We start from the raw sequence: 17,956 nt of genomic DNA, 5'->3' as shown, positions 1-17,956 counted from the left end.
CAACCGACGGCGCATCGTTCAACCTAGATTAGGTACGGGCAAGTTTTGTTGGGTTCATCTTGACCGGAACACAGTCACGGCGTGACCGTGGTTCTGGCTGTCAGCGGCAGATACTGCGTCCGCACGCCCGCTTTAGAACCAATCCCCGACTCGCGCGTTGCCTGTCCCGGTCCTTACCCCTTTCGGGACCAGTGCGTAACGGGCGCACTCGGCCGCGTCGGCGCTTATCTGCGGCGCGGCCGCTTGCGTGTTACGCAGTTACGGTCCGTTGCCGCCGCCCGGTGCCCCGGCACCGGCGGCGCCGACCGTGCCGATGTTGCCGAAGAGGTCCTGGAAGAAGCCACGCTCGCGGCCCAGTGTCGGCGTCTTCTTGCTTTCCGGCGTGATCGACGCGACCTGTTCCAGGCCCAGCCGGTCGATCGCCGTCACCACACCCGCGTCGTTGAAGCGCACGCGCAACGTCGATTGCTGGACGGGACGAGGATTGTTGAAAGCCAGGTTGCGGGTGTCGCGTGCGACATAATACCAGTCGCCCTGGCCGAACTGGCCGGAAATCGTCGGCTGGCCCATCACCTGACGCACCGAATCGCGGTTATCGACGCCCGGCTGGATCGAATTCACCAGATCGGCATCGATCACATAGCCCTGATGGCCACGCAGCTGGGTGCAGCCCGCTAGGGCGACGCCGCACAGGAGCGTCAGAGCAAGGGGTCGGAACATTCGGGTCTCCGGCGGAGGACATTACATACTGGGGCAGAGGCGTTGCAACCGCGCCCGATCGCCTCAATATGCGCGGGAAGGCCGCGGGACAAGCGCTGCGCGGCGACCCGAATTTCTAGAGGACGACACGTTGGCATTTCTCGAACGCCTGTTCGGCCGCAAGGACGAGGCCGCCGCGCTGTACCGCGCGGTGGTCGAGCGCGCCCGTGCGGCACATTGGTACGAAGCAGGCGGCGTCGCCGATACGATCGATGGGCGCTTCGACATGATCGCGGCCGTGCTGAGCATCGTGCTGCTTCGCATCGAAGCCGAGCCGGGGGCGGAAGGGTTCGGCGTGGCGCTGGCCGAACGCTTCGTCGACGACATGGACCCGCAGCTGCGGGAAATCGGCATCGGCGACATCGTCGTTGGCAAGCATGTCGGCAAGATGATGTCGATGCTGGGCGGCCGGCTGGGCGCGTATCGCGAGGGGCTGGCGAAGGGATCGCTCGATCCCGCCCTGCTACGCAACCTGTACCGCGATCAGGATCCCGGAGAAGCGGCACTGGCGCAGACGCGCGGTGCACTGATGGCGCTGCATGCCGCGCTGGCGAAGACGCCGCTCGATGCGCTCAAGGCGGGACAGTTGCCATGACCCAGGCTTATGAGTTTTCGCGTCCGCGCCGGCTCGACACGATCGGCGAAGGCAGCGTGACGGTGACGATCGAGGCGGATGCCGAGGAGCGCCGCAAGCTGGCCGGCCGCTTCGGCCTGCGCTCGCTCGATCGGCTGGAGGCCACCTATGCCCTGCGCCGCGACGCCGCCGGTATCGTCGCCAACGGCACCCTGCGCGCCGATGCGGTCCAGGCCTGTACGGCAACCGGAGATCCGGTGCCGGCGACGATCGACGAACGCTTCGACATCCGTTTTCTGCCTGAAACCCAGGGTGACCAGCCCGACGAGGTCGAACTCGACAGCGGCGACATGGACACGATGTTCTATTCGGGCGCGGCGATCGACCTGGGCGAAGCGGCGGCGGAGACGTTCGCCCTAGCGCTGGACCCCTATCCGCGCGCGCCGGGCGCCGAGGCGGTTCTTCGCGAGGCCGGGGTGCAGACCGAGGACGAGGCCAAGCCCGCCGGCGCGCTGGCGGGGCTGAAGGACCTGCTGGAGAAAAAGGGCGGATGATCGCCGCCATCGTCGTCGTTCTGCTCGCGATATGCACGATCATCGCGCTGTCGGCGGCACCGCGGCGGATCATCGTGGCGGCACCGGTCGCTCTGCTGGCGGCGGTCCTGCTGGTCGAGGAAGCCGGCGTCGCTCCGCGCGTCGCGATCACGATTGCACTGGTCGTCGCTTTTCTGCTGGCAGTGATAAACACGTCCTCGTCGCCGAAAGGGGCGCCGGTGCCGCCGGCCAGCCTGCTTGCGTGGAACCGATTGACCGGTGCCGCCGGCATCCTGACGCGCGGGCGGATAACGACGCTCAAACGACGCTACGACGCGCTCCTGTCGCGCGACGCTACGATCGACCCCTTCTCGACGTTCGGCGAACTTCAGATCAAACTCGAACGGCGCGTGCCGGAGCTGATCGACAATTATCTCGACGAAGCCGCGACCGCCCCGACGCTGCGGCGGCACGCGCTGATGACCGAACTGCTTGGCGAGATCGAAGGATTGGTCGCGCGGGCCGAAGCTGTCGATCCGCATGCTTTGGCGCGGACCGATCGACGGCGGGCGCTGAAAAATCACTTGAACGGCGACGGTCGACCGTAGGCCCGCCGACGCACCATCACGTCATGTGCTCCGGCGCAGGCGCGGGCGCAGCACTGGCCGTCACGGCTCTGCCTGTGCCGAGGCACAGCTTCGTTCGGTTCAGCCCTCCTGAAGCGCCTCCAGCACCTCGCCGACCCGCTCCAGTCGGGCGTCGTCGTCGGGGATCGCGGTCGCGTCGATCCAGCGCCCATCCTTTTCGGCCAGCCCTGCAGCGGCCCAATCGGCCTTGCGATCGACCGGCGTGAAGGCGATCGCGGCAGGCCCGCCGGCGATCGCCGCGACGCCCGCTGCGTGAGCGAGCAGGCGCACGCGCATCCAGGCGATCAGTCGCAGGGCGGGCGGCGGCAGGGCGCCGAAGCGATCCTCCAGTTCCTCCTCGAACGCGTCGAGATCGGCCGCATCCGCGATCCGTACCAGGCGCATGTATAGCGACAAGCGCACGCTTGCCTCTGGAACCCAGTCCTCGGGCAGATGCCCAACCGCACCAAGCGTCAGGTCGGGCAGCGGCGTTGGTGCCGGATCCCCGCGCGCGGCGCGTAGCGCGTGAGTCAGGAGATGCTGATAAAGGTCGATGCCGATCAGCTTCATGTGCCCGGCCTGTTCTTCGCCCAGCAAATCGCCGGCCCCGCGCATGTCGAGATCCTGCGCGCTGATCGCGAAGCCGGCGCCCAGCCGGTCGAATGCCTGTAGGGTCTCGAGCCGCTTCAGCGTGCGGTTGGCAATCGTCTTGCCTGTTTCGGTCGTGAGCAGAATCTGCCCTCGCCGCCCTCCGCGCCCGACCCGACCGCGCAGCTGGTGAAGTTGCGCCAAGCCGAAGCGATCGGCGCGGTGAACGATCATCGTGTTGGCACGCGGCACGTCCAGCCCGGCCTCGATGATGTTGGTCGCCAGCAGCACCGATCCGTCGCCGGCGGCAAATCCGGTCATCACTTCGTCTATTTCGGCCGCCGGCAGTTTGCCATGCGCGACGACCAGACCGAGTTCGGGGACCAGCCGGCGAAGTTTCGCTTCCAGCGGCGCGATATCCTCGATCCGCGGCACGACGACGAAGCTTTGTCCGCCGCGCGCCTCTTCGCGCAGCAGGGCGGCGCGGACGGTGGCGTCGTCGAACTGGCCGACGACGGTGCGGATCGGCTGGCGGCGGGCCGGGGGCGTGGCGATGACCGACACTGCCTGCAGTCCGATCAGCGCGCTCTGCAAGGTGCGCGGGATCGGCGTCGCGCTGAGCAACAGGCTGTGCCCGGCGCCGAGCGCGGCGAGCTTGGCCTTTTGCGCCGCCCCGAACCGCTGCTCCTCGTCGATCGCGACCAGCGCCAAGTCGGCGAAGGTCACGCCCTTGCCAGCCACCGCCGCGGTGCCGACGACGATGCGGATCGACCCGTCGGCAAGCCCCGCCTTCACGCGCTTCGCCTCCGCTGCGCTCGACAGGCGGGAAAGCGAGGCGACTTCGATCCCCGTGTCGGCGAAACGCTTGCGAAAGGTGTCGAGGTGCTGGCGGACCAGCACCGTCGTCGGTGCGGCAACGACCACCTGCCGCCCGGCCAGCGCGACCATCGCAGCGGCGCGCAGGGCGACTTCGGTCTTGCCATAGCCGACGTCGCCGACGACCAGACGATCCATCGGCTTGCCCGACGCCAGGTCCGCGCGAATCGCGGCGATGGCGCGGGCCTGATCGGGCGTTTCGGTGAACGGGAAGGATGCGGCGAATTTCTCATACGCCGCCGCGTCGGGTGTGATCGGGTCCGTCGTCAGCGCCGCGCGCTCTTCGGCAACCTTGGCGAGTGCCCGCGCACTTTCGGCGATCGCCCGATCGATGTCGGCGCGCCGTTTGTCCCAGCTGGATCCGTCGAGACTGTCGAGCGCCACCGCATCGCCGTCCGCGCCGTATCGCCACAGTCGGTCGGCCTCGGCCAGCCCGACCACACGCCGTCCGCCACGGGCATATTCCAGGGCGATCCCCTCGTCGCCGTCGGCCAATCGTTCCAGTCCAAGCACGCGGCCGATACCGTAACGCTCATGCACCACGAGATCGCCGATCGCGACATCGCCGTTCGATAGTGCGGCAAGCCCATCGGCGGCGCGATCGTTCCGACCTGCACGCCCGCCGAGCAGGTCGGCGGCAGCGACGACGGTCACGCGTCCTGCGACGAAACCGCGAGCCAAGGGCGCGGAGATAGCGAGAACCTCTCCCGCCTTGGCCTTGGCAATGGCCGACCAACCGGCCGCGTCGCCGATGGTGGTCTTCAACCGCTTTGCAAGCCGCGGCTTGAGAAAGCGCAGATCCCGTGGCACGCCGGCGACAGCCAACGGCCCTTCCGTAAGCGTCGCGCGGGCGAAGCGCGCAAAGGCGGCGGTCGGATCCTTGCGCTCGACGAATCGGGGCGGGGGCGGTGCATCGTCGGCAACGAGCGCAAGGACGTCACGCGCAGACAGAGCCGATTGCCAGTCGTGTGCGGTGACCGGCCGCGCCTTTCCACGCGCGGTGTCGCTTGCCAGCGCGACCAGCCGATCGCGACGATCGTCGACCCCAACGTCGAGCATCACGGCGGCGTCCGGCAGATGATCGAGAATGGTCGTGCTGCGCTCCGCGTCGGGCTCTGCCGCCCGGCCGATCGCCAGTCGCTCGCACGACGCAGTGCTTCGTTGCGTCAGCGCGTCATACCAGTCGATGCTGAGGATGCGACCGTCGTCATCGAGAGTGATCCGAGCGGGGCAGTTCGCGTCAACCGGGTAGACGTCGATTGCTCGTCCCCGCACCGCAAACTCGCCCGGTTCGTCGACCCGGTCATCGTCGCGGTAGCCGATGTCTTGCGCGAGGTCGCGAAAGGCATCGCCGTCGATCGACTGACCGATGGTCAGATGGGGCGGCTCTGCCGTGAACGCGTCAGGCGCGGCGATACGGTCCAGTGTCGCGCCGACGGGAACGATCAGAATGGGGCCGGTCTTGCCACGGCCGTGCAGCGCGTGGAGGGCGGAGACGCGCGCACCGATATTTTCGGCGGACGCGCCGGCTTCGCCGGGCAAGGTGTCGCTGGCTGGATAGAGAACGACCGTACGGTCGGGCGCGAACGCTCGCACGACCGCCGCGATCGCATCCGCGCGACCATGATCGCGCGCGACGAAGATTACTCCCGCGGGCGACTTTGCCGCGATCAGTTGAATGGCGGTCGCCGCAGGGGCGGGGGGCGCGATGGTCGGGGCGGGCGTAGGCGGCGGCTGCAGCAAGATGGGTGTCCGAAGCCGGCGGAACTGCCGGGACTTCGGCGAACGTCGGCTTCGGCTCGCCGTTCCGTCCAAAACCGGCGCTTTTGATCGGGATCATAGCATCGGTTTGCACGTTGCGCCTGTCATGGAGAACTGCCGCTTTCGATCCAGAACCAACGCCGGCGCGACCGGGAACATGGTGGAGTACGCTGGCTCTTCGCTCGACGCCATCGAAGTGCAGATGATCCGGCGGTCCTGCCTATGACTTCGATCAATCACGCAGCCGAAACGTTCCGCTATCGCACGCCGATGACCGAGGGGCATGAAGCTTTGTCGCGGTGGCTGCGCCGCCTGGAGATCCGTTCACCCCTGACCAATTCCGACCGCGAGGCGGTCATGGGCCTGCCCGGGCAGATACGGCGCTACGCATCGTCGCGCGATATCGTCCGACTTGGCGAGCGGACGCAGCATTCGTGCCTGGTGGTCGACGGAATCGTCGCTCGCTTCGGTCAGGCGCCGGACGGGCATCGGCAACTGACGGCGCTCTTCATTCCCGGCGACATGGCCGATCTGCATTCGGCGGTCCTGCCCGTGGTGACCGCTCCGTTGCAATCGACGGTGTCGGCGACGATCCTGCTCATCCCTCACGACATCCTGCATCGTGCTGCAGAGCGTTCCCCCACGCTGGCGCGAGCTTTGTGGCGCGACTGCGTGGCGGATGCGCAGATCGGCTGCGAATGGCTGCTGACCATCGGCCGGCGCAGTGCCCTGGCGAGGGTCGCCCATCTCCTGTGCGAATTATCGTGTCGGTACCAGGCGGTTGACCTGCCGCATCGCGAATTTGCGCTGAACCTGACCCAAACGCATGTGGGGGAGGCGCTTGGTCTGACCGGCGTCCATGTGAACCGGATGATGCGGACGCTGCGTGACCACGGGTTGATCGCGACCGACGGGAATATGCTGCATATCCTCGATTGGAACGGTTTGGCGGCGGCCGGCGAGTTCGATCCCGGCTATCTTCACCTGCGCCGCGAAACCGATCACTGAGCATCGTCCTGCCCCACGGCGTCGTTTCGGGCCCTGGGAACCGGCAGGGGGCGGACCTCGGGAGCCATCCAGACCGCCACGACCGGCCCGTATCGCATCTGGATCGGCGGCGGCCGGCCCGATAGGTCGGCGTGGACCCGGGCCGAGACGAGCTTGGCCGGGCGAATCACGGGATTGCCGGAATGACCATCACGCGTCGAGCCTTCGTCGGAGCCACTGCGGCCATGGCTGCCCTGCCTGCTCATGCGAAGGATGACGCCCCGCCGGCGATCCCGACCAGACGCCCCCCGCTCGGCGAACGCAAGTTCGTCAGCAAGGCGATCGAGCGCGAGATCGCGCGGGTTAAGGCGAAGATCGCCGACCCGAAACTCGCGTGGATGTTCGAGAATGCGTATCCCAACACGCTCGATACCACGGTTAAGATGTCGACAATCGGCGGGCGACCGGACAGCTTCGTGATTACCGGCGATATCCCCTGCCTGTGGCTGCGCGACAGTGCGGCGCAGGTGAAGCCCTATCTGCACCTGATCAAGAAGGATCCGAAGCTCGACGAACTGTTCCGCGGACTCATAGCCCGCCACGCGCGCTCGATCCTGATCGATCCTTATGCCAATGCCTTCATGGAAGACCCGGCGGCGAAGACCAATCTCAGCTGGGCGCTGAAGGATGAGACCGAGATGCGGCCCGGCGTCGCCGAGCGGAAGTGGGAGATCGATTCGCTGTGCTATGCGCTGCGGCTGGCGTATCTCTACTGGCGGGAAATGCGCGATCCGCGGCCCTTCGACGTGACGTGGGCAAGGTCGGCGCGGTTGATCGTCCAGACCTTTCGCGAACAGCAGCGCAAGACCGGACCCGGCCCGTACACATTCCGCCGCGCCGCCAACCAGCCGACCGAGTCGTTGCTGTGGGGCTATGGTAATCCGACCAAGCCGGTTGGCCTCATTCATTCGGGCTTCCGCCCTTCCGACGATGCCTGCCTCTACCCGTTCCTGATCCCGGCCAACATGTTCGCCGTTATCACCCTGCGCGAGCTGGCGGTGGTCGCGGCAGAGGCGGCGGGCGACATGAAGCTGGCGATGGAGGCGAAGGCGCTGTCCGACGAGGTCGAAACAGCGATCCAGCAATATGGCAAGATGCGCCTGCGCGACGGGCGCGAAGTATGGGCCTATGAAGTCGACGGCTTCGGCAACGCGATCTTCATGGACGATGCGAACGTGCCGTCGCTGTCAGGGCTTGGCTATCTTGGCTGCGTGAAACCCGAAGATCCATTGTGGCGTCGTACCGAAGCTGCGGCGTGGAGCGACGCCAACCCCTGGTTCTTCCGTGGCAAGGCGGTGGAGGGCATTGGCGGCCCGCATGTCGGACCGGGGCAGGTCTGGCCGATGTCGCTGACCATCCGGGCCCTCTCGGCCATTGACGACACCACTGTGCGCCAGTGCCTGAAATGGCTTCGCGACAGCGACGGCGGCACAGGCTTCGTGCATGAAGCCGTCGATCAGGACGATCCCGCCAAATTCACGCGCGCCTGGTTCGCCTGGGCGAACGGCCTGTTCGGCGAACTGATCGTGAAGCTGGCCGACGAACGTCCGCACATCCTGGGCACCGAATTGTAAGACCCGCGTGCGCTGCGGAGCATCGTGGCGGCCGAGGGGGCGAGTCCGGGGGGAAGTGAAACAGCGATAGCCGACGTCGACGCCGGACGACAGACAGCCGCGGCGTCAGCTATTTCCGCCGTACCGTCGCGCGCCATGTCGTCGCCAGCCCGGTGTTGCCGCGACATTCGCTCATCTCGGCCTGTTCGGTCAGGCGCAGGCGCATTCCGTCCCATACGAAGTTCTGCGAGACACCACAGTCGCCGATCCCGCGCCCCTTGGCATAGCTGCTGAGCACACCGTCGCCGAAGCCGGCGTTGACCAGCATCGCCGGGCCAGCGGTCAAACCATCCTCACCGAAGCCGGTCGGCACATCCGCCCGCGCCGGGGCGACCTTGCCGCCCCTGAGAACGAACGCCGCCGAAGTGATGTTGTATGCGCCGGCCGAGCAAGGAACGAGCACCAGCGTCGCGCCGCCACCCAGGGCATGCAGCTCGGGTGCGCTGTCGCCGGCGAAGCCCTCGAGATCGCATTCCGCGACCTTGCGCATCGTTGCGACCTGCGCCGCGGTCGGCCTGGCTGCCACCCCCGCCGGGGTGATCGCCGTCACGACCGGTAGCGCCGGGGCGGAGGGCACGCGTGCGGCAGGAGCGCTCCCCTTGGCGACCGCGGCGGTGACGGTCCCGGCGCGCCCCTGCTGCGAGTCGATGTAGCGCAGTGCCGCCGATGCGCCCCGCAGACTGAGTAGCGATTCGGACTTGCCGGCTGCGTTGCGGATCTGGAGCGTCCGGCCGTTCGCCATCGCGGTCACAATCGCGCTTGCGGGCGGGCCGTCGTAATCGACCTTGCCCGCCACCAGCGGCTTGTCGTCGACCCCCAGTCCGCGCGGGCGGCCGTCCTCGGGCTCGACGGTCACACGAAACCCGGCATCTCTGCCGGCGTCGCGCGCCACGAGCAAAGTCGTCGGCGGCGCGTCGCCGTCCTCGGGCGCCAGCGACAGCATCATACAGCGATTGGCGTTGTCGCAGCCCACCGTCCAGTCGCCGAAAGTCTTCATTGCCCCCGGCTTGGGGGCGACTTGTGCCGGCGCGGTCGCCGGCAGGACGCTGAGCGAAATCGCGAGCAGGGCGGGAATGCGTGTCATTGCGCCAGAGTAATCGGGCGGCCTCGCATCGACAAGCTGAGGTGCGCTTGCCATCTGTGCGCGATGCCCGCCCCTGTCGTCACCCGCTTCGCCCCCAGCCCGACCGGGCGGCTGCACCTTGGGCACGCCTATTCGGCGGCACTGGCTCACCGATTCGCGCGCGAGCGGGGTGGGCAGTTCCTGCTGCGGATCGAGGATATCGACGGCACCCGCAGTCGCGAGGAGCATGTCGCAGGAATTATCGAGGATCTGACGTGGCTCGGGCTCCACTGGGACGGGCCGGTGGTGCGGCAGTCGGCGCGGCTGGACATGTATGATGCGGCGCTCGATCGGTTGCGGGGGATGGGCCTGCTCTACCGCTGCGTGTGCACGCGCGCGGATATCGCCGCGAGTTTGTCCGCGCCGCATGGGACCTCGGGCGCGATCTATCCGGGGACGTGCCGGGGGCGCGACGTCGACCCGGCGGTCCCGCATTGCTGGCGGCTGGATGTGGCGAAAGCCCGGCAAATCCTCCCCGGCACGGGGAGGGGAACCATGCGCAAGATGGTGAAGGGGGGGCTCCGCGAAGGTAGCCCTGTGCGGCCCGCCCCCGCCACCACCGCCTTCGGCGGCGGTCCCCCTCCCCATTCTGGGGAGGATCTTGCTTGGCACGACGCGACGGCCGGTTGGGTCCGCGCTGAACCTGCCGCCCATGGCGACGTCGTCCTTGCCCGCAAGGATGCGCCGGCCAGCTATCACCTTGCGGTCACTGTCGATGACGCCGCGCAAGGCGTCACCGATATCGTACGCGGGGTCGATCTGTTCGACAGTACGCATGTCCACCGCCTGCTCCAGGCGCTGCTCGACCTGCCGACGCCGCGCTATCATCATCATCCGCTGCTGACCGATGCGACCGGCGAGCGGCTTGCCAAGCGCACCGGCGCGCCGACGCTGGCGGCGATGCGGGAAGGCGGCATGGACGGGCCGGCGATGGTACGCGATCTGCTCGCCGGGCGCCTTCCCAAGCGGGCTGCGACTTCCTAGATACAGGGCATGAACACTTTCCTGGCTCTGGCTCTGATCGCGGCGATGATCGCCACGCTCGTCGCGCTGATCCGCGGCATCGTCACTTTTCTGAAGACGACCGAGGAGGAGCTGAAAGCCGGGCCGGATGGTCCCACCGTATCGCAGGTCAAGTCGAACAAGATGATGCAGTTCCGCATTTTCTTCCAGGCGCTTGCGATCCTGATCGTCGTGGTGATCCTGTTCGCAGCCGGCCGGACCTGAGCATCCCGCCGGTCTCCGGCCGAATGCCTGAACCATGGTAAAGCTCAACCGCATCTATACGCGCACCGGTGACACCGGCACCACGGGTCTGGTCGACGGCAGCCGCGTGTCGAAGGCCGATGCGAGGATGGAAGCGATCGGCGATGTCGACGAAGCGAATTCGGCGATCGGTGTCGCGCGGACGGCGCTCGACGACGGACCGGTCGCGGAGGAACTGGCGCGGATCCAGAACGACATGTTCGATCTTGGTGCCGACCTTGCCACGCCCGGTGACATTCCTGGCGCGTTGCGGGTGACGCCTGCGCAGGTCGCGCGGCTCGAACGGGCGATCGATATGCTGAACGCCGAGCTTGAACCGCTGACGAGCTTCATCCTGCCGGGCGGCGTGCCGGCGGCAGCGCACCTGCACCTTGCCCGCGCGATCGTGCGCCGGACCGAGCGCGCGATCGTGGCGCTGGCCGAGAGTGCCGACGTCGGTGCCCCTGCGCTCGCCTATGCCAATCGGCTGTCGGATTATCTGTTCGTTGCCGGACGCTATGTGAACCAAAAGGGGCATGGCGACGTTTTGTGGGTTCCCGGGGGTCAATAACCCAGATCGCTGCTCTGGCGATCCGCCCGCGGGGGAAGGATCGCCATGCCCCTCGCTCCTGCTCCGGCGCACACCGCCGATGCTGCGCTCGCCCTGTTCGCCGGGGTGCGTGCGTTGAGCGAGGCGCTGGTCGCGCCGCTCAGCGACGCGGACGCGACCGTTCAGTCGATGCCCGACGCGTCGCCGGCGAAATGGCATCTGGCGCATACGAGCTGGTTCTTCGAAACCTTCGTGCTGCGCGATCATGTCGCGGGGTACGGGCTGTTCGACCCGCGCTTCCCGTTCCTGTTCAACAGCTATTATGAAGCCGAGGGCGTTCGCCACGCGCGACATCGCCGCGGCATGATCACGCGCCCGACGCTCGACGAAGTCCTCGCCTATCGTGCCGCCGTGACGACCGCGGTGGTGGACGCATGGCCGACCCTGAACGACGATGCGCGCGCGCTGGTCGAGCTTGGATGCCATCATGAACAGCAGCATCAGGAACTCCTGCTGACCGATATCCTCCATCTATTTTCCTGCAATCCGGTCGAGCCTGCGATCTGGCCGGCGGAGCGCAAGGTGCCGGTTGCGATGCCCGGTCCGGTAAATTGGGTCGAAAGCGAAGAGCGGGTCGTCGAGATCGGACATGGCGGCGACGGCTTCGCCTTCGACTGCGAAGGGCCGCGTCACCGCGCGTTGGTGCCCGCGCATGCGATCGCCGATCGAACCGTCACCAACGGCGAATGGGCCGCGTTCATCGCCGACGGTGGCTATTCCGATCCGCGGCTGTGGCTGAGCGACGGTTGGGCCTGGGTCAAAAGCGAAGGCGTCATCGCGCCGCTCTATTGGGAATCGCGCGACGGAGTCTGGACCCGCTTCGGGCTCGACGGCCGCCGCGCGATCGATCCGGCCGCACCGGTCACGCACATCAGCTTCTACGAGGCGGATGCCTATGCCAGCTGGGCCGGCGCGCGATTGCCGACCGAATTCGAATGGGAGGCCGCCGCGGCGCCCCACGCCGCCAATGCCGGCAATTTCCTCGACGCCGCCGGCCCGGTCGAACCGCGCCCGGCCGCGGCCGCCCCGGGCTTCTTCGGTGACGTCTGGGAATGGACCGGCAGCGCCTACCGCCCGTATCCGGGCTTTACCGCAGCCGAGGGTGCGGTCGGCGAATATAATGGCAAGTTCATGAACGGACAGTTCGTCCTGCGCGGCGGGTCGTGCGCCACGCCGCGCGGCCATGCGCGATCCTGCTACCGCAATTTCTTCTACCCCCATCAGCGCTGGCAGTTCACCGGCGTCCGTCTTGCAAAGGACCTCTGATTTGCTGCGCCAGGAAATCGAAGACGGTCAGGCCTCGCTGGCCGACCCGCAGTTCCGTCACGACGTGCTGACCGGGTTGGCACTTCGCCCCCGTGCGATCCCCGCCCGCTGGTTCTACGATCGTCGCGGGTCGGAGTTGTTTGAGGAGATCACCGAACTTCCCGAATATTATCCGACGCGCACCGAAATCGCGATTCTTGCCGATTGCTGCGACGAACTCGCCCGGCGCGTGCCGGCAGGATGTGCGGTGGTCGAGTTCGGCTCGGGCTCATCCACCAAGACGCCCGCGCTGCTCGAATGCGTCAAGCCGGCGGCCTATGTGCCGATCGACATTTCGGGCGATTTCCTGCGGGATAGCGCCGCGATCATCGCCGAACGCTTTCCCGGCATCGCGGTGACGCCGCTGGAAGGAGACTTCACCAAGCCGCTGAAGCTGCCGGCCGGGGTGGGCGACCTGACCAAGCTGGGGTTCTTCCCGGGCTCGACCATCGGCAACATGCTGGCGGCAGGCGCAGTCGATCTGCTGCGATCGATGCGCGCATCGCTGGGTGAGGGATCGCTGCTGCTGATCGGCATAGACCGGATCAAGGGCGAGGACGTCCTGATCCCCGCCTACGACGATGCAGCCGGCGTGACGGCGGCGTTCAACCTCAACCTGCTCTGCCGGATCAACCGCGAGCTCGACGGCACGATTCCGGTCGAAGCATTTCGCCACCGCGCAATCTGGAACGACGATCGCGCGCGGGTCGAGATGCATCTGGAAGCGATCCGCGACGTCGAATTCACCGTCGAAGGGCGGCCGTTCACGATCGCGGCGGGCGAGACGATCCACACCGAGAACAGCCACAAATACGGCTCCCGCGACGCGCGGCTGTTGCTGCGCGGCGGTGGCTGGACGCCGGTTGCGGAATGGACCGATGCGGAGGATCGCTTCGCGTTGATCCTGGCCGAAGCGCAGGCTGAGCGGCGGGCACCGTAACCCGAGGCATCAGCGACGATCACCGTTCGTGCCGAGCGCGTCGAGGCACGGGACCATGAGGCCCGCCGTCGACAGACCCTCAGCGAACACCGATCAACTGGCGGCCGATCGCCTTTTGCGCGTCGGCGCCGCCACGGAAAGCGTCGGTACGATGTCCTCCGCCGCGCGGTCGTACCAACCAAGGGCGGTCGAGATCGCTTCCGTCGTCGCCTTCAGCGCGTCCAAGGCCTCGGCCTGGCTGCAATGCGGCGCGCCGTCGATCGCTTCCAGGAACGGGATGGTCAGTGCCGCGACGACATGACCGTCGAAGCCGAAGATCGGGCAGCTGATATCCGATACGCCCGCCATCCGCGCGCTGGGGATCGATTCATGACCCTGCGCCCGCACCTGTTCGAGGCGGGTCCGCAACGCGGCGGCGCCCCTGGCTCCGTCGAGCAAGGCATCGCGCACGGTGCCGGGCGCGAAGGCCAGCAGGACGTGACCCGAGCAGCTCGATACCAGATCGACCGAAGTGCCGAGCCGGACCGAGAAGCCGGTCTGCCCCGGGCTTTCCTGTCGCAGCACGACCAGCCCCTGCGTGCCATTGACGACGACCAGATGGCACGACTGTTCCACCTTGGTGGCCAGCGCATGCATCAAGGGCCCGGCGACATGCGTCAGCTCCTGCGCCGGCGTCGCGCGATGGGCGACCTCGAGCAGCTTGTAGGTCACGCGGTAGCGGTCGCTTGCCGGGTCCTTGTGCAGCCAGCCACGGCGGTCGAGCACCACGACGACGCGAAACAGTTCGCTGATCGAGCGGCCCATGCGCGTCGCCATTTCGCTGATCGACAGCCCGGACGGCTCGCTGCCCAGCAGTTCGATGACATCAATGCCCTTCTCCAGCGCAGGCGCCGAATAGGCGGGGGCTTTCGCATCGTCGCGCGCGGAGGTCTTGGAAACGGCCATTCCCGCGATGCTAGTGGATCGGCCGGGGGTTGTCATCGCCGATCGCCCGCGTGGTCCCGCGGCCGGCGGACACCGCGAACGCCAGGACGATGGCGAACGCGAGCGCCGGGATCAGCATCGCCATGTTGATACCCGCGACGTCCGACACCTGCCCCATCGTCGCGGTGATCGCTGCCCCGCCGATGATCGCCATGACGATCAGCGACGCGCCCGCCTTGCGCAGCGGCCCCAGCCCCTCCACGCCCAGGGCGAAGATCGTCGGGAACTGGATCGACAGGAAGAAGCTCGCTGCGACGAGCATATACAGGCCCATCTGGCCGCCGATCGTTGCCGACCCGACCGCCAGCGCCAGCGACGCGCCGGCAAAGATCGCCAGCAGCCGCGCCGGCGCGATCCTGCCCATCAGCGCGGTGCCGACGAAACGGCCGATGCCGAACAGCAGCAGGCTGACGAACAGATAGTCGGCAGCCGTGCGCTCGATCATACCGGCAACGTTATATTGCGCGTAGCGGATCGTGTAGCTCCACAGCCCGACCTGCGCGCCGACGTAGAAGAATTGCGCGACTGCGGCGAGGAGCAAGCGCGGGTGGCGAAAGACGTGGGAAAAGGGCGGCTGCGCGTCCTCGCCCGGTTGGGCGCGCGTATCGGGGAAACGGATCATCGCGGCAGCCAGCGCAACGGCAAGCACGACCAGCCCGATGACGAGATACGGTGCCTGCACCGCTTGCGTTTCGGCGCGATAAAAGGCCTCGCGCGCAGCCGGTGCCATCGCGGCGATCGCACGGTCGTCATGGGCGATTTCGGACAGGATGAAATATTTGCCGATCAGCACGCCGGCCAGCGTGCCGACCGGGTTTGCCGCCTGCGCCCAGTTCAGCCGCCGCGCCGCCCCCGCCGGATCGCCGAGCTCGGTCATCAGCGGGTTGGCCGAGGTTTCGAGGAAAGCGAGACCCGAAGCGATGACGAACAGCGCGGCGAGGAAATAGCGATATTCGCCGTAGTGCGCCGCCGGATAGAACAGCAGCGCGCCCGCTGCGTAGAGCAGCAATCCGGTGACGATCGCCGCCTTGTAGCCTTTCGCGCGAACCACCATCGCAGCCGGGATCGCGAGGCAGAAATAGCCGAGGTAGAAGGCCTGCTGGACGAAGCTCGTTTCGAAATCCGAAAGCGTGAAGGCTTTCTTGAACTGCGCGATCAGGATATCGTTGAGGTTGTTCGCCATGCCCCACAGGAAGAACAGCGATACCGTCAGCACGATCGCCGGTGCGTAGCGTGTGGCCTTCGCGCGCGTCATATCCAGCCTCTCCTGTCGGCGCGATCGGTCGATTGCCGTGCGTCCGACCGTAACGATTGTTGCCCGATCGGGCGAGACGTCACCCGCCGAAGCGGAAAGCCTCTAAAGTCTCCGGCTTTATCTCGATCGAATAGCCGGCCCGCGTCGGCGGCATGTACGCTCCGTCACGGATCACGCACGGGTCCAGGAAATGCTCGTGCAGATGGTCGACATATTCGATCACGCGCCCCTCCATCGTTCCGGAGAAGCACAGATAGTCGATCATCGACAGATGCTGGACATATTCGCACAGGCCGACCCCGCCGGCGTGCGGGCAGACCGGCAGGTCGAAGCGCGCGGCGAGCAGCATCACTGCCAGCGCCTCGTTCACGCCGCCGATGCGGCAGGCATCGAGCTGTACGACGTCGCATGCGCCCGCGGCCATGAACTGTTTGAACAGGATGCGATTCTGGCACATCTCGCCGGTCGCGACCTTGACCGCGCCGATACCCCGCCGGATCGTCCTATGGCCCAGCACGTCGTCGGGGCTTGTGGGCTCCTCGATGAACCACGGGTTCGCGAAGGCCAGTGCGTTGACCCATTCGATCGCCTGGCCGACCTCCCACATCTGATTGGCATCGATCATCAGCTTGCGGTCGGGGCCCAGGACCTCGCGCGCGATCGCCACGCGGCGGATGTCGTCGCTCAGGTCGCGGCCGACCTTGAGCTTGACGTGGTCGAAGCCCGCGTCGACGGCCTCCTGCGTCAAGCGGCGCAGCTTGTCGTCGGGGTAGCCGAGCCAGCCCGCCGACGTGGTGTAGCAGGGATAGCCGTCGGCCATCAGCCGCTCGATCCGCTCGGCCTTGCCCGCCGCGCGCTGCGTCAACAGCATCAGCGCTTGTTCGGGCGTGATCGCGTCGGTCAGGTAGCGAAAGTCGATCGCGCGAACGAGCTGCTCGGGCGTCATGTCGGCGACCAGCCGCCAGACGGGTTTCCCTTCCGCCTTCGCCCACAAATCCCAGATCGCATTGACGACCGCGCCGGTCGCCAGGTGCATCGCGCCCTTGTCGGGGCCGATCCAGCGCAACTGGCTGTCACCGGTCAGCCGCCGCCACATCGCGCCGGGATCGGCGGCGACCTCGGCCAGCGTCAGCCCGACGACCAGATGCTCCATGGCATGGATGGCAGTGCAACAGACGTCGTTGCCGCGACCGATGGTGAAGGTCAGCCCGTGCCCTTTGAGGCCAGGCGTATCCGTTTCCAGCACGACATAGGCGGCCGAATAATCGGGATCGGGGTTCATCGCGTCCGACCCGTCGAGCGATAGGCTGGTCGGAAAGCGCAGGTCGAAGGTGCGCAGACCAGTTATGGACGTCATCGTCAATTGACCCAGCCGCCGTCGATCACATGGACCGCGCCGGTGGTAAAGCTGGCCTCGTCGCTCATGAGGTAGGCGACGAGCGCGGCGATCTCTTCGGCGCGACCCAGCCGCCCCATCGGCTGGCGCGCGACGAAGGCGGCGTCGGCTTCGTCCACGCTCACGCTCTGCGCCGCGGCCTGTTCGGTCACGCGCTGGCGCAGCGACGGCGTCTCGACCGTGCCGGGGCAGATGCAGTTGCAGCGGACGTTGCGGCCGGCAAAGTCCGCCGCCACCGCCTTGGTCAGGCCGATGACGGCGGCCTTGGAGGCGCCATATGCATAGCGGTTGGGAATGCCCTTCACGCTCGACGCGATGCTGCTCATGTTGACGATCGACCCGCCTCCGCGCGCCAGCATCGCAGGCAGATAGGCGCGGATCGCATGGTGCATCGCGTGAACGTTCAGGTCGAAGCTGAGCGCCCAATCGGCGTCACTACACTCCAGGATGTTCCCGGCGCCGACGAAGCCGGCGATGTTGGCCAGCGCGTCCAGCGGACCGGTCCGCGCGGGGAGGGCGGCGATGGCGGCCGGGTCCGTCAGGTCGACGGTGATGGGCGTCACCCCGGCGATATCCGCCAGTGCGTCGCGATCGCGATCCGCGGCCCAAACGGTGGCGCCCTCGTCCCGCAGCCGTTCGGCGGTTGCACGCCCGATCCCCTGTGCCGCTGCCGTCACCAGCACGGTCTTGCCTGCAAACCGCATTCTTTGCCCTCTCCGAA

Annotated in this window: 17 protein-coding genes; 10 read left to right on the top strand and 7 right to left on the bottom strand. The window is 67.1% G+C overall.

The annotated features are described in order from the left end of the window. Positions 1-258 precede the first annotated feature (258 nt). Entirely contained in the window at positions 259-720 is a 462-nt protein-coding gene (locus JW805_14500; GenBank protein ID MBN2973226.1) for an outer membrane protein assembly factor BamE, read from the bottom strand. 130 nt (positions 721-850) lie between these two features. Here JW805_14500 and JW805_14495 point away from each other — a divergent pair, with 130 nt between their 5' ends. Genes JW805_14495 through JW805_14485 form a run of 3 tightly spaced genes read left to right on the top strand, consistent with a single transcriptional unit; the run spans position 851 to position 2,474 of the window. Continuing rightward, the gene (locus tag JW805_14495) at positions 851-1,354 is read left to right on the top strand and encodes a ubiquinol-cytochrome C chaperone family protein (protein ID MBN2973225.1); all 504 of its coding nucleotides are present in this window, start codon (positions 851-853) and stop codon (positions 1,352-1,354) included. Continuing rightward, positions 1,351-1,887, top strand: coding sequence for a DUF177 domain-containing protein (locus tag JW805_14490; GenBank protein MBN2973224.1), 537 nt, complete (start codon positions 1,351-1,353; stop codon positions 1,885-1,887). The genes JW805_14495 and JW805_14490 overlap by 4 nt, the downstream gene beginning before the upstream one ends. Further along, the gene (locus JW805_14485) at positions 1,884-2,474 is read left to right on the top strand and encodes a hypothetical protein (GenBank protein MBN2973223.1); all 591 of its coding nucleotides are present in this window, start codon (positions 1,884-1,886) and stop codon (positions 2,472-2,474) included. Before JW805_14490 ends, JW805_14485 begins: the two co-directional genes overlap by 4 nt. A 99-nt stretch (positions 2,475-2,573) precedes the next feature. Here JW805_14485 and JW805_14480 read toward each other — a convergent pair whose 3' ends face one another. Then, positions 2,574-5,699 carry a DEAD/DEAH box helicase gene (locus JW805_14480; GenBank protein ID MBN2973222.1) on the bottom strand — a complete coding sequence of 1,042 codons (3,126 nt, stop codon included), beginning with the start codon at positions 5,697-5,699 and terminating at the stop codon, positions 2,574-2,576. A gap of 240 nt (positions 5,700-5,939) precedes the next feature. On the opposite strand from JW805_14480, the gene JW805_14475 reads away from it, so the two are divergent. Both JW805_14475 and JW805_14470 read left to right on the top strand, forming a co-directional pair. Then, positions 5,940-6,725 (top strand): Crp/Fnr family transcriptional regulator, encoded by a 786-nt coding sequence (locus tag JW805_14475; GenBank protein ID MBN2973221.1) that lies wholly within the window; start codon positions 5,940-5,942, stop codon positions 6,723-6,725. A 182-nt stretch (positions 6,726-6,907) separates the two neighbouring features. Next, a complete protein-coding gene (locus JW805_14470) occupies positions 6,908-8,338 on the top strand; it encodes a glycoside hydrolase family 125 protein (GenBank protein MBN2973220.1) in 1,431 nt (476 codons plus the stop codon). Positions 8,339-8,447: 109 nt separating this feature from the next. Here the strand turns inward: JW805_14470 and JW805_14465 are convergent, their stop codons facing one another. Next, positions 8,448-9,461 carry a DUF1176 domain-containing protein gene (locus JW805_14465; protein ID MBN2973219.1) on the bottom strand — a complete coding sequence of 338 codons (1,014 nt, stop codon included), beginning with the start codon at positions 9,459-9,461 and terminating at the stop codon, positions 8,448-8,450. A gap of 63 nt (positions 9,462-9,524) precedes the next feature. Here JW805_14465 and JW805_14460 point away from each other — a divergent pair, with 63 nt between their 5' ends. The 5 genes from JW805_14460 to egtD are packed head-to-tail and all read left to right on the top strand — an operon-like array spanning position 9,525 to position 13,600. Continuing rightward, entirely contained in the window at positions 9,525-10,484 is a 960-nt protein-coding gene (locus JW805_14460) for a glutamyl-Q tRNA(Asp) synthetase (protein ID MBN2973218.1), read from the top strand. Positions 10,485-10,493: 9 nt separating this feature from the next. Beyond that, positions 10,494-10,727: a twin transmembrane helix small protein gene (locus JW805_14455; GenBank protein ID MBN2973217.1), complete on the top strand. Its 234-nt coding sequence runs from the start codon at positions 10,494-10,496 to the stop codon at positions 10,725-10,727. Positions 10,728-10,761: 34 nt separating this feature from the next. Then, the gene (locus JW805_14450) at positions 10,762-11,316 is read left to right on the top strand and encodes a cob(I)yrinic acid a,c-diamide adenosyltransferase (GenBank protein MBN2973216.1); all 555 of its coding nucleotides are present in this window, start codon (positions 10,762-10,764) and stop codon (positions 11,314-11,316) included. A gap of 45 nt (positions 11,317-11,361) precedes the next feature. Beyond that, positions 11,362-12,621 carry an ergothioneine biosynthesis protein EgtB gene (egtB, locus tag JW805_14445; GenBank protein MBN2973215.1) on the top strand — a complete coding sequence of 420 codons (1,260 nt, stop codon included), beginning with the start codon at positions 11,362-11,364 and terminating at the stop codon, positions 12,619-12,621. A 1-nt stretch (position 12,622) separates the two neighbouring features. Further along, positions 12,623-13,600 carry an L-histidine N(alpha)-methyltransferase gene (egtD, locus tag JW805_14440; GenBank protein ID MBN2973214.1) on the top strand — a complete coding sequence of 326 codons (978 nt, stop codon included), beginning with the start codon at positions 12,623-12,625 and terminating at the stop codon, positions 13,598-13,600. Between the two features lie 93 nt (positions 13,601-13,693). Here the strand turns inward: egtD and JW805_14435 are convergent, their stop codons facing one another. The 4 genes from JW805_14435 to JW805_14420 all read right to left on the bottom strand — a co-directional run bounded on the left by JW805_14435 (position 13,694) and on the right by JW805_14420 (position 17,939). Then, positions 13,694-14,545: an IclR family transcriptional regulator gene (locus JW805_14435; protein MBN2973213.1), complete on the bottom strand. Its 852-nt coding sequence runs from the start codon at positions 14,543-14,545 to the stop codon at positions 13,694-13,696. Positions 14,546-14,555: 10 nt separating this feature from the next. Continuing rightward, positions 14,556-15,839: an L-fucose:H+ symporter permease gene (gene fucP, locus JW805_14430; GenBank protein ID MBN2973212.1), complete on the bottom strand. Its 1,284-nt coding sequence runs from the start codon at positions 15,837-15,839 to the stop codon at positions 14,556-14,558. Between the two features lie 79 nt (positions 15,840-15,918). Then, positions 15,919-17,196 carry an L-fuconate dehydratase gene (locus JW805_14425; GenBank protein ID MBN2973211.1) on the bottom strand — a complete coding sequence of 426 codons (1,278 nt, stop codon included), beginning with the start codon at positions 17,194-17,196 and terminating at the stop codon, positions 15,919-15,921. 2 nt (positions 17,197-17,198) lie between these two features. Further along, positions 17,199-17,939: an SDR family oxidoreductase gene (locus JW805_14420; GenBank protein ID MBN2973210.1), complete on the bottom strand. Its 741-nt coding sequence runs from the start codon at positions 17,937-17,939 to the stop codon at positions 17,199-17,201. Positions 17,940-17,956: the final 17 nt, after the last annotated feature.

This window comes from Roseomonas aeriglobus (assembly GCA_016937575.1).
Taxonomy (GTDB): Bacteria; Pseudomonadota; Alphaproteobacteria; order Sphingomonadales; family Sphingomonadaceae; genus Sphingomonas; species Sphingomonas aerigloba.
Note: the sequence above shows the minus strand (reverse complement) of the source record. Positions and strands in the feature narration are given on the sequence as shown.

Coding starts and splice junctions, on each gene's coding strand:
- JW805_14500 (MBN2973226.1), bottom strand. CDS start 720: ATGTTCCGACCCCTTGCTCTGACGCTCCTGTGCGGCGTCGCCCTAGCG.
- JW805_14490 (MBN2973224.1), top strand. CDS start 1,351: ATGACCCAGGCTTATGAGTTTTCGCGTCCGCGCCGGCTCGACACGATC.
- JW805_14485 (MBN2973223.1), top strand. CDS start 1,884: ATGATCGCCGCCATCGTCGTCGTTCTGCTCGCGATATGCACGATCATC.
- JW805_14475 (MBN2973221.1), top strand. CDS start 5,940: ATGACTTCGATCAATCACGCAGCCGAAACGTTCCGCTATCGCACGCCG.
- JW805_14470 (MBN2973220.1), top strand. CDS start 6,908: ATGACCATCACGCGTCGAGCCTTCGTCGGAGCCACTGCGGCCATGGCT.
- JW805_14465 (MBN2973219.1), bottom strand. CDS start 9,461: ATGACACGCATTCCCGCCCTGCTCGCGATTTCGCTCAGCGTCCTGCCG.
- JW805_14460 (MBN2973218.1), top strand. CDS start 9,525: ATGCCCGCCCCTGTCGTCACCCGCTTCGCCCCCAGCCCGACCGGGCGG.
- JW805_14455 (MBN2973217.1), top strand. CDS start 10,494: ATGAACACTTTCCTGGCTCTGGCTCTGATCGCGGCGATGATCGCCACG.
- JW805_14450 (MBN2973216.1), top strand. CDS start 10,762: ATGGTAAAGCTCAACCGCATCTATACGCGCACCGGTGACACCGGCACC.
- egtB (MBN2973215.1), top strand. CDS start 11,362: ATGCCCCTCGCTCCTGCTCCGGCGCACACCGCCGATGCTGCGCTCGCC.
- JW805_14435 (MBN2973213.1), bottom strand. CDS start 14,545: ATGGCCGTTTCCAAGACCTCCGCGCGCGACGATGCGAAAGCCCCCGCC.
- fucP (MBN2973212.1), bottom strand. CDS start 15,839: ATGACGCGCGCGAAGGCCACACGCTACGCACCGGCGATCGTGCTGACG.
- JW805_14425 (MBN2973211.1), bottom strand. CDS start 17,196: ATGACGTCCATAACTGGTCTGCGCACCTTCGACCTGCGCTTTCCGACC.
- JW805_14420 (MBN2973210.1), bottom strand. CDS start 17,939: ATGCGGTTTGCAGGCAAGACCGTGCTGGTGACGGCAGCGGCACAGGGG.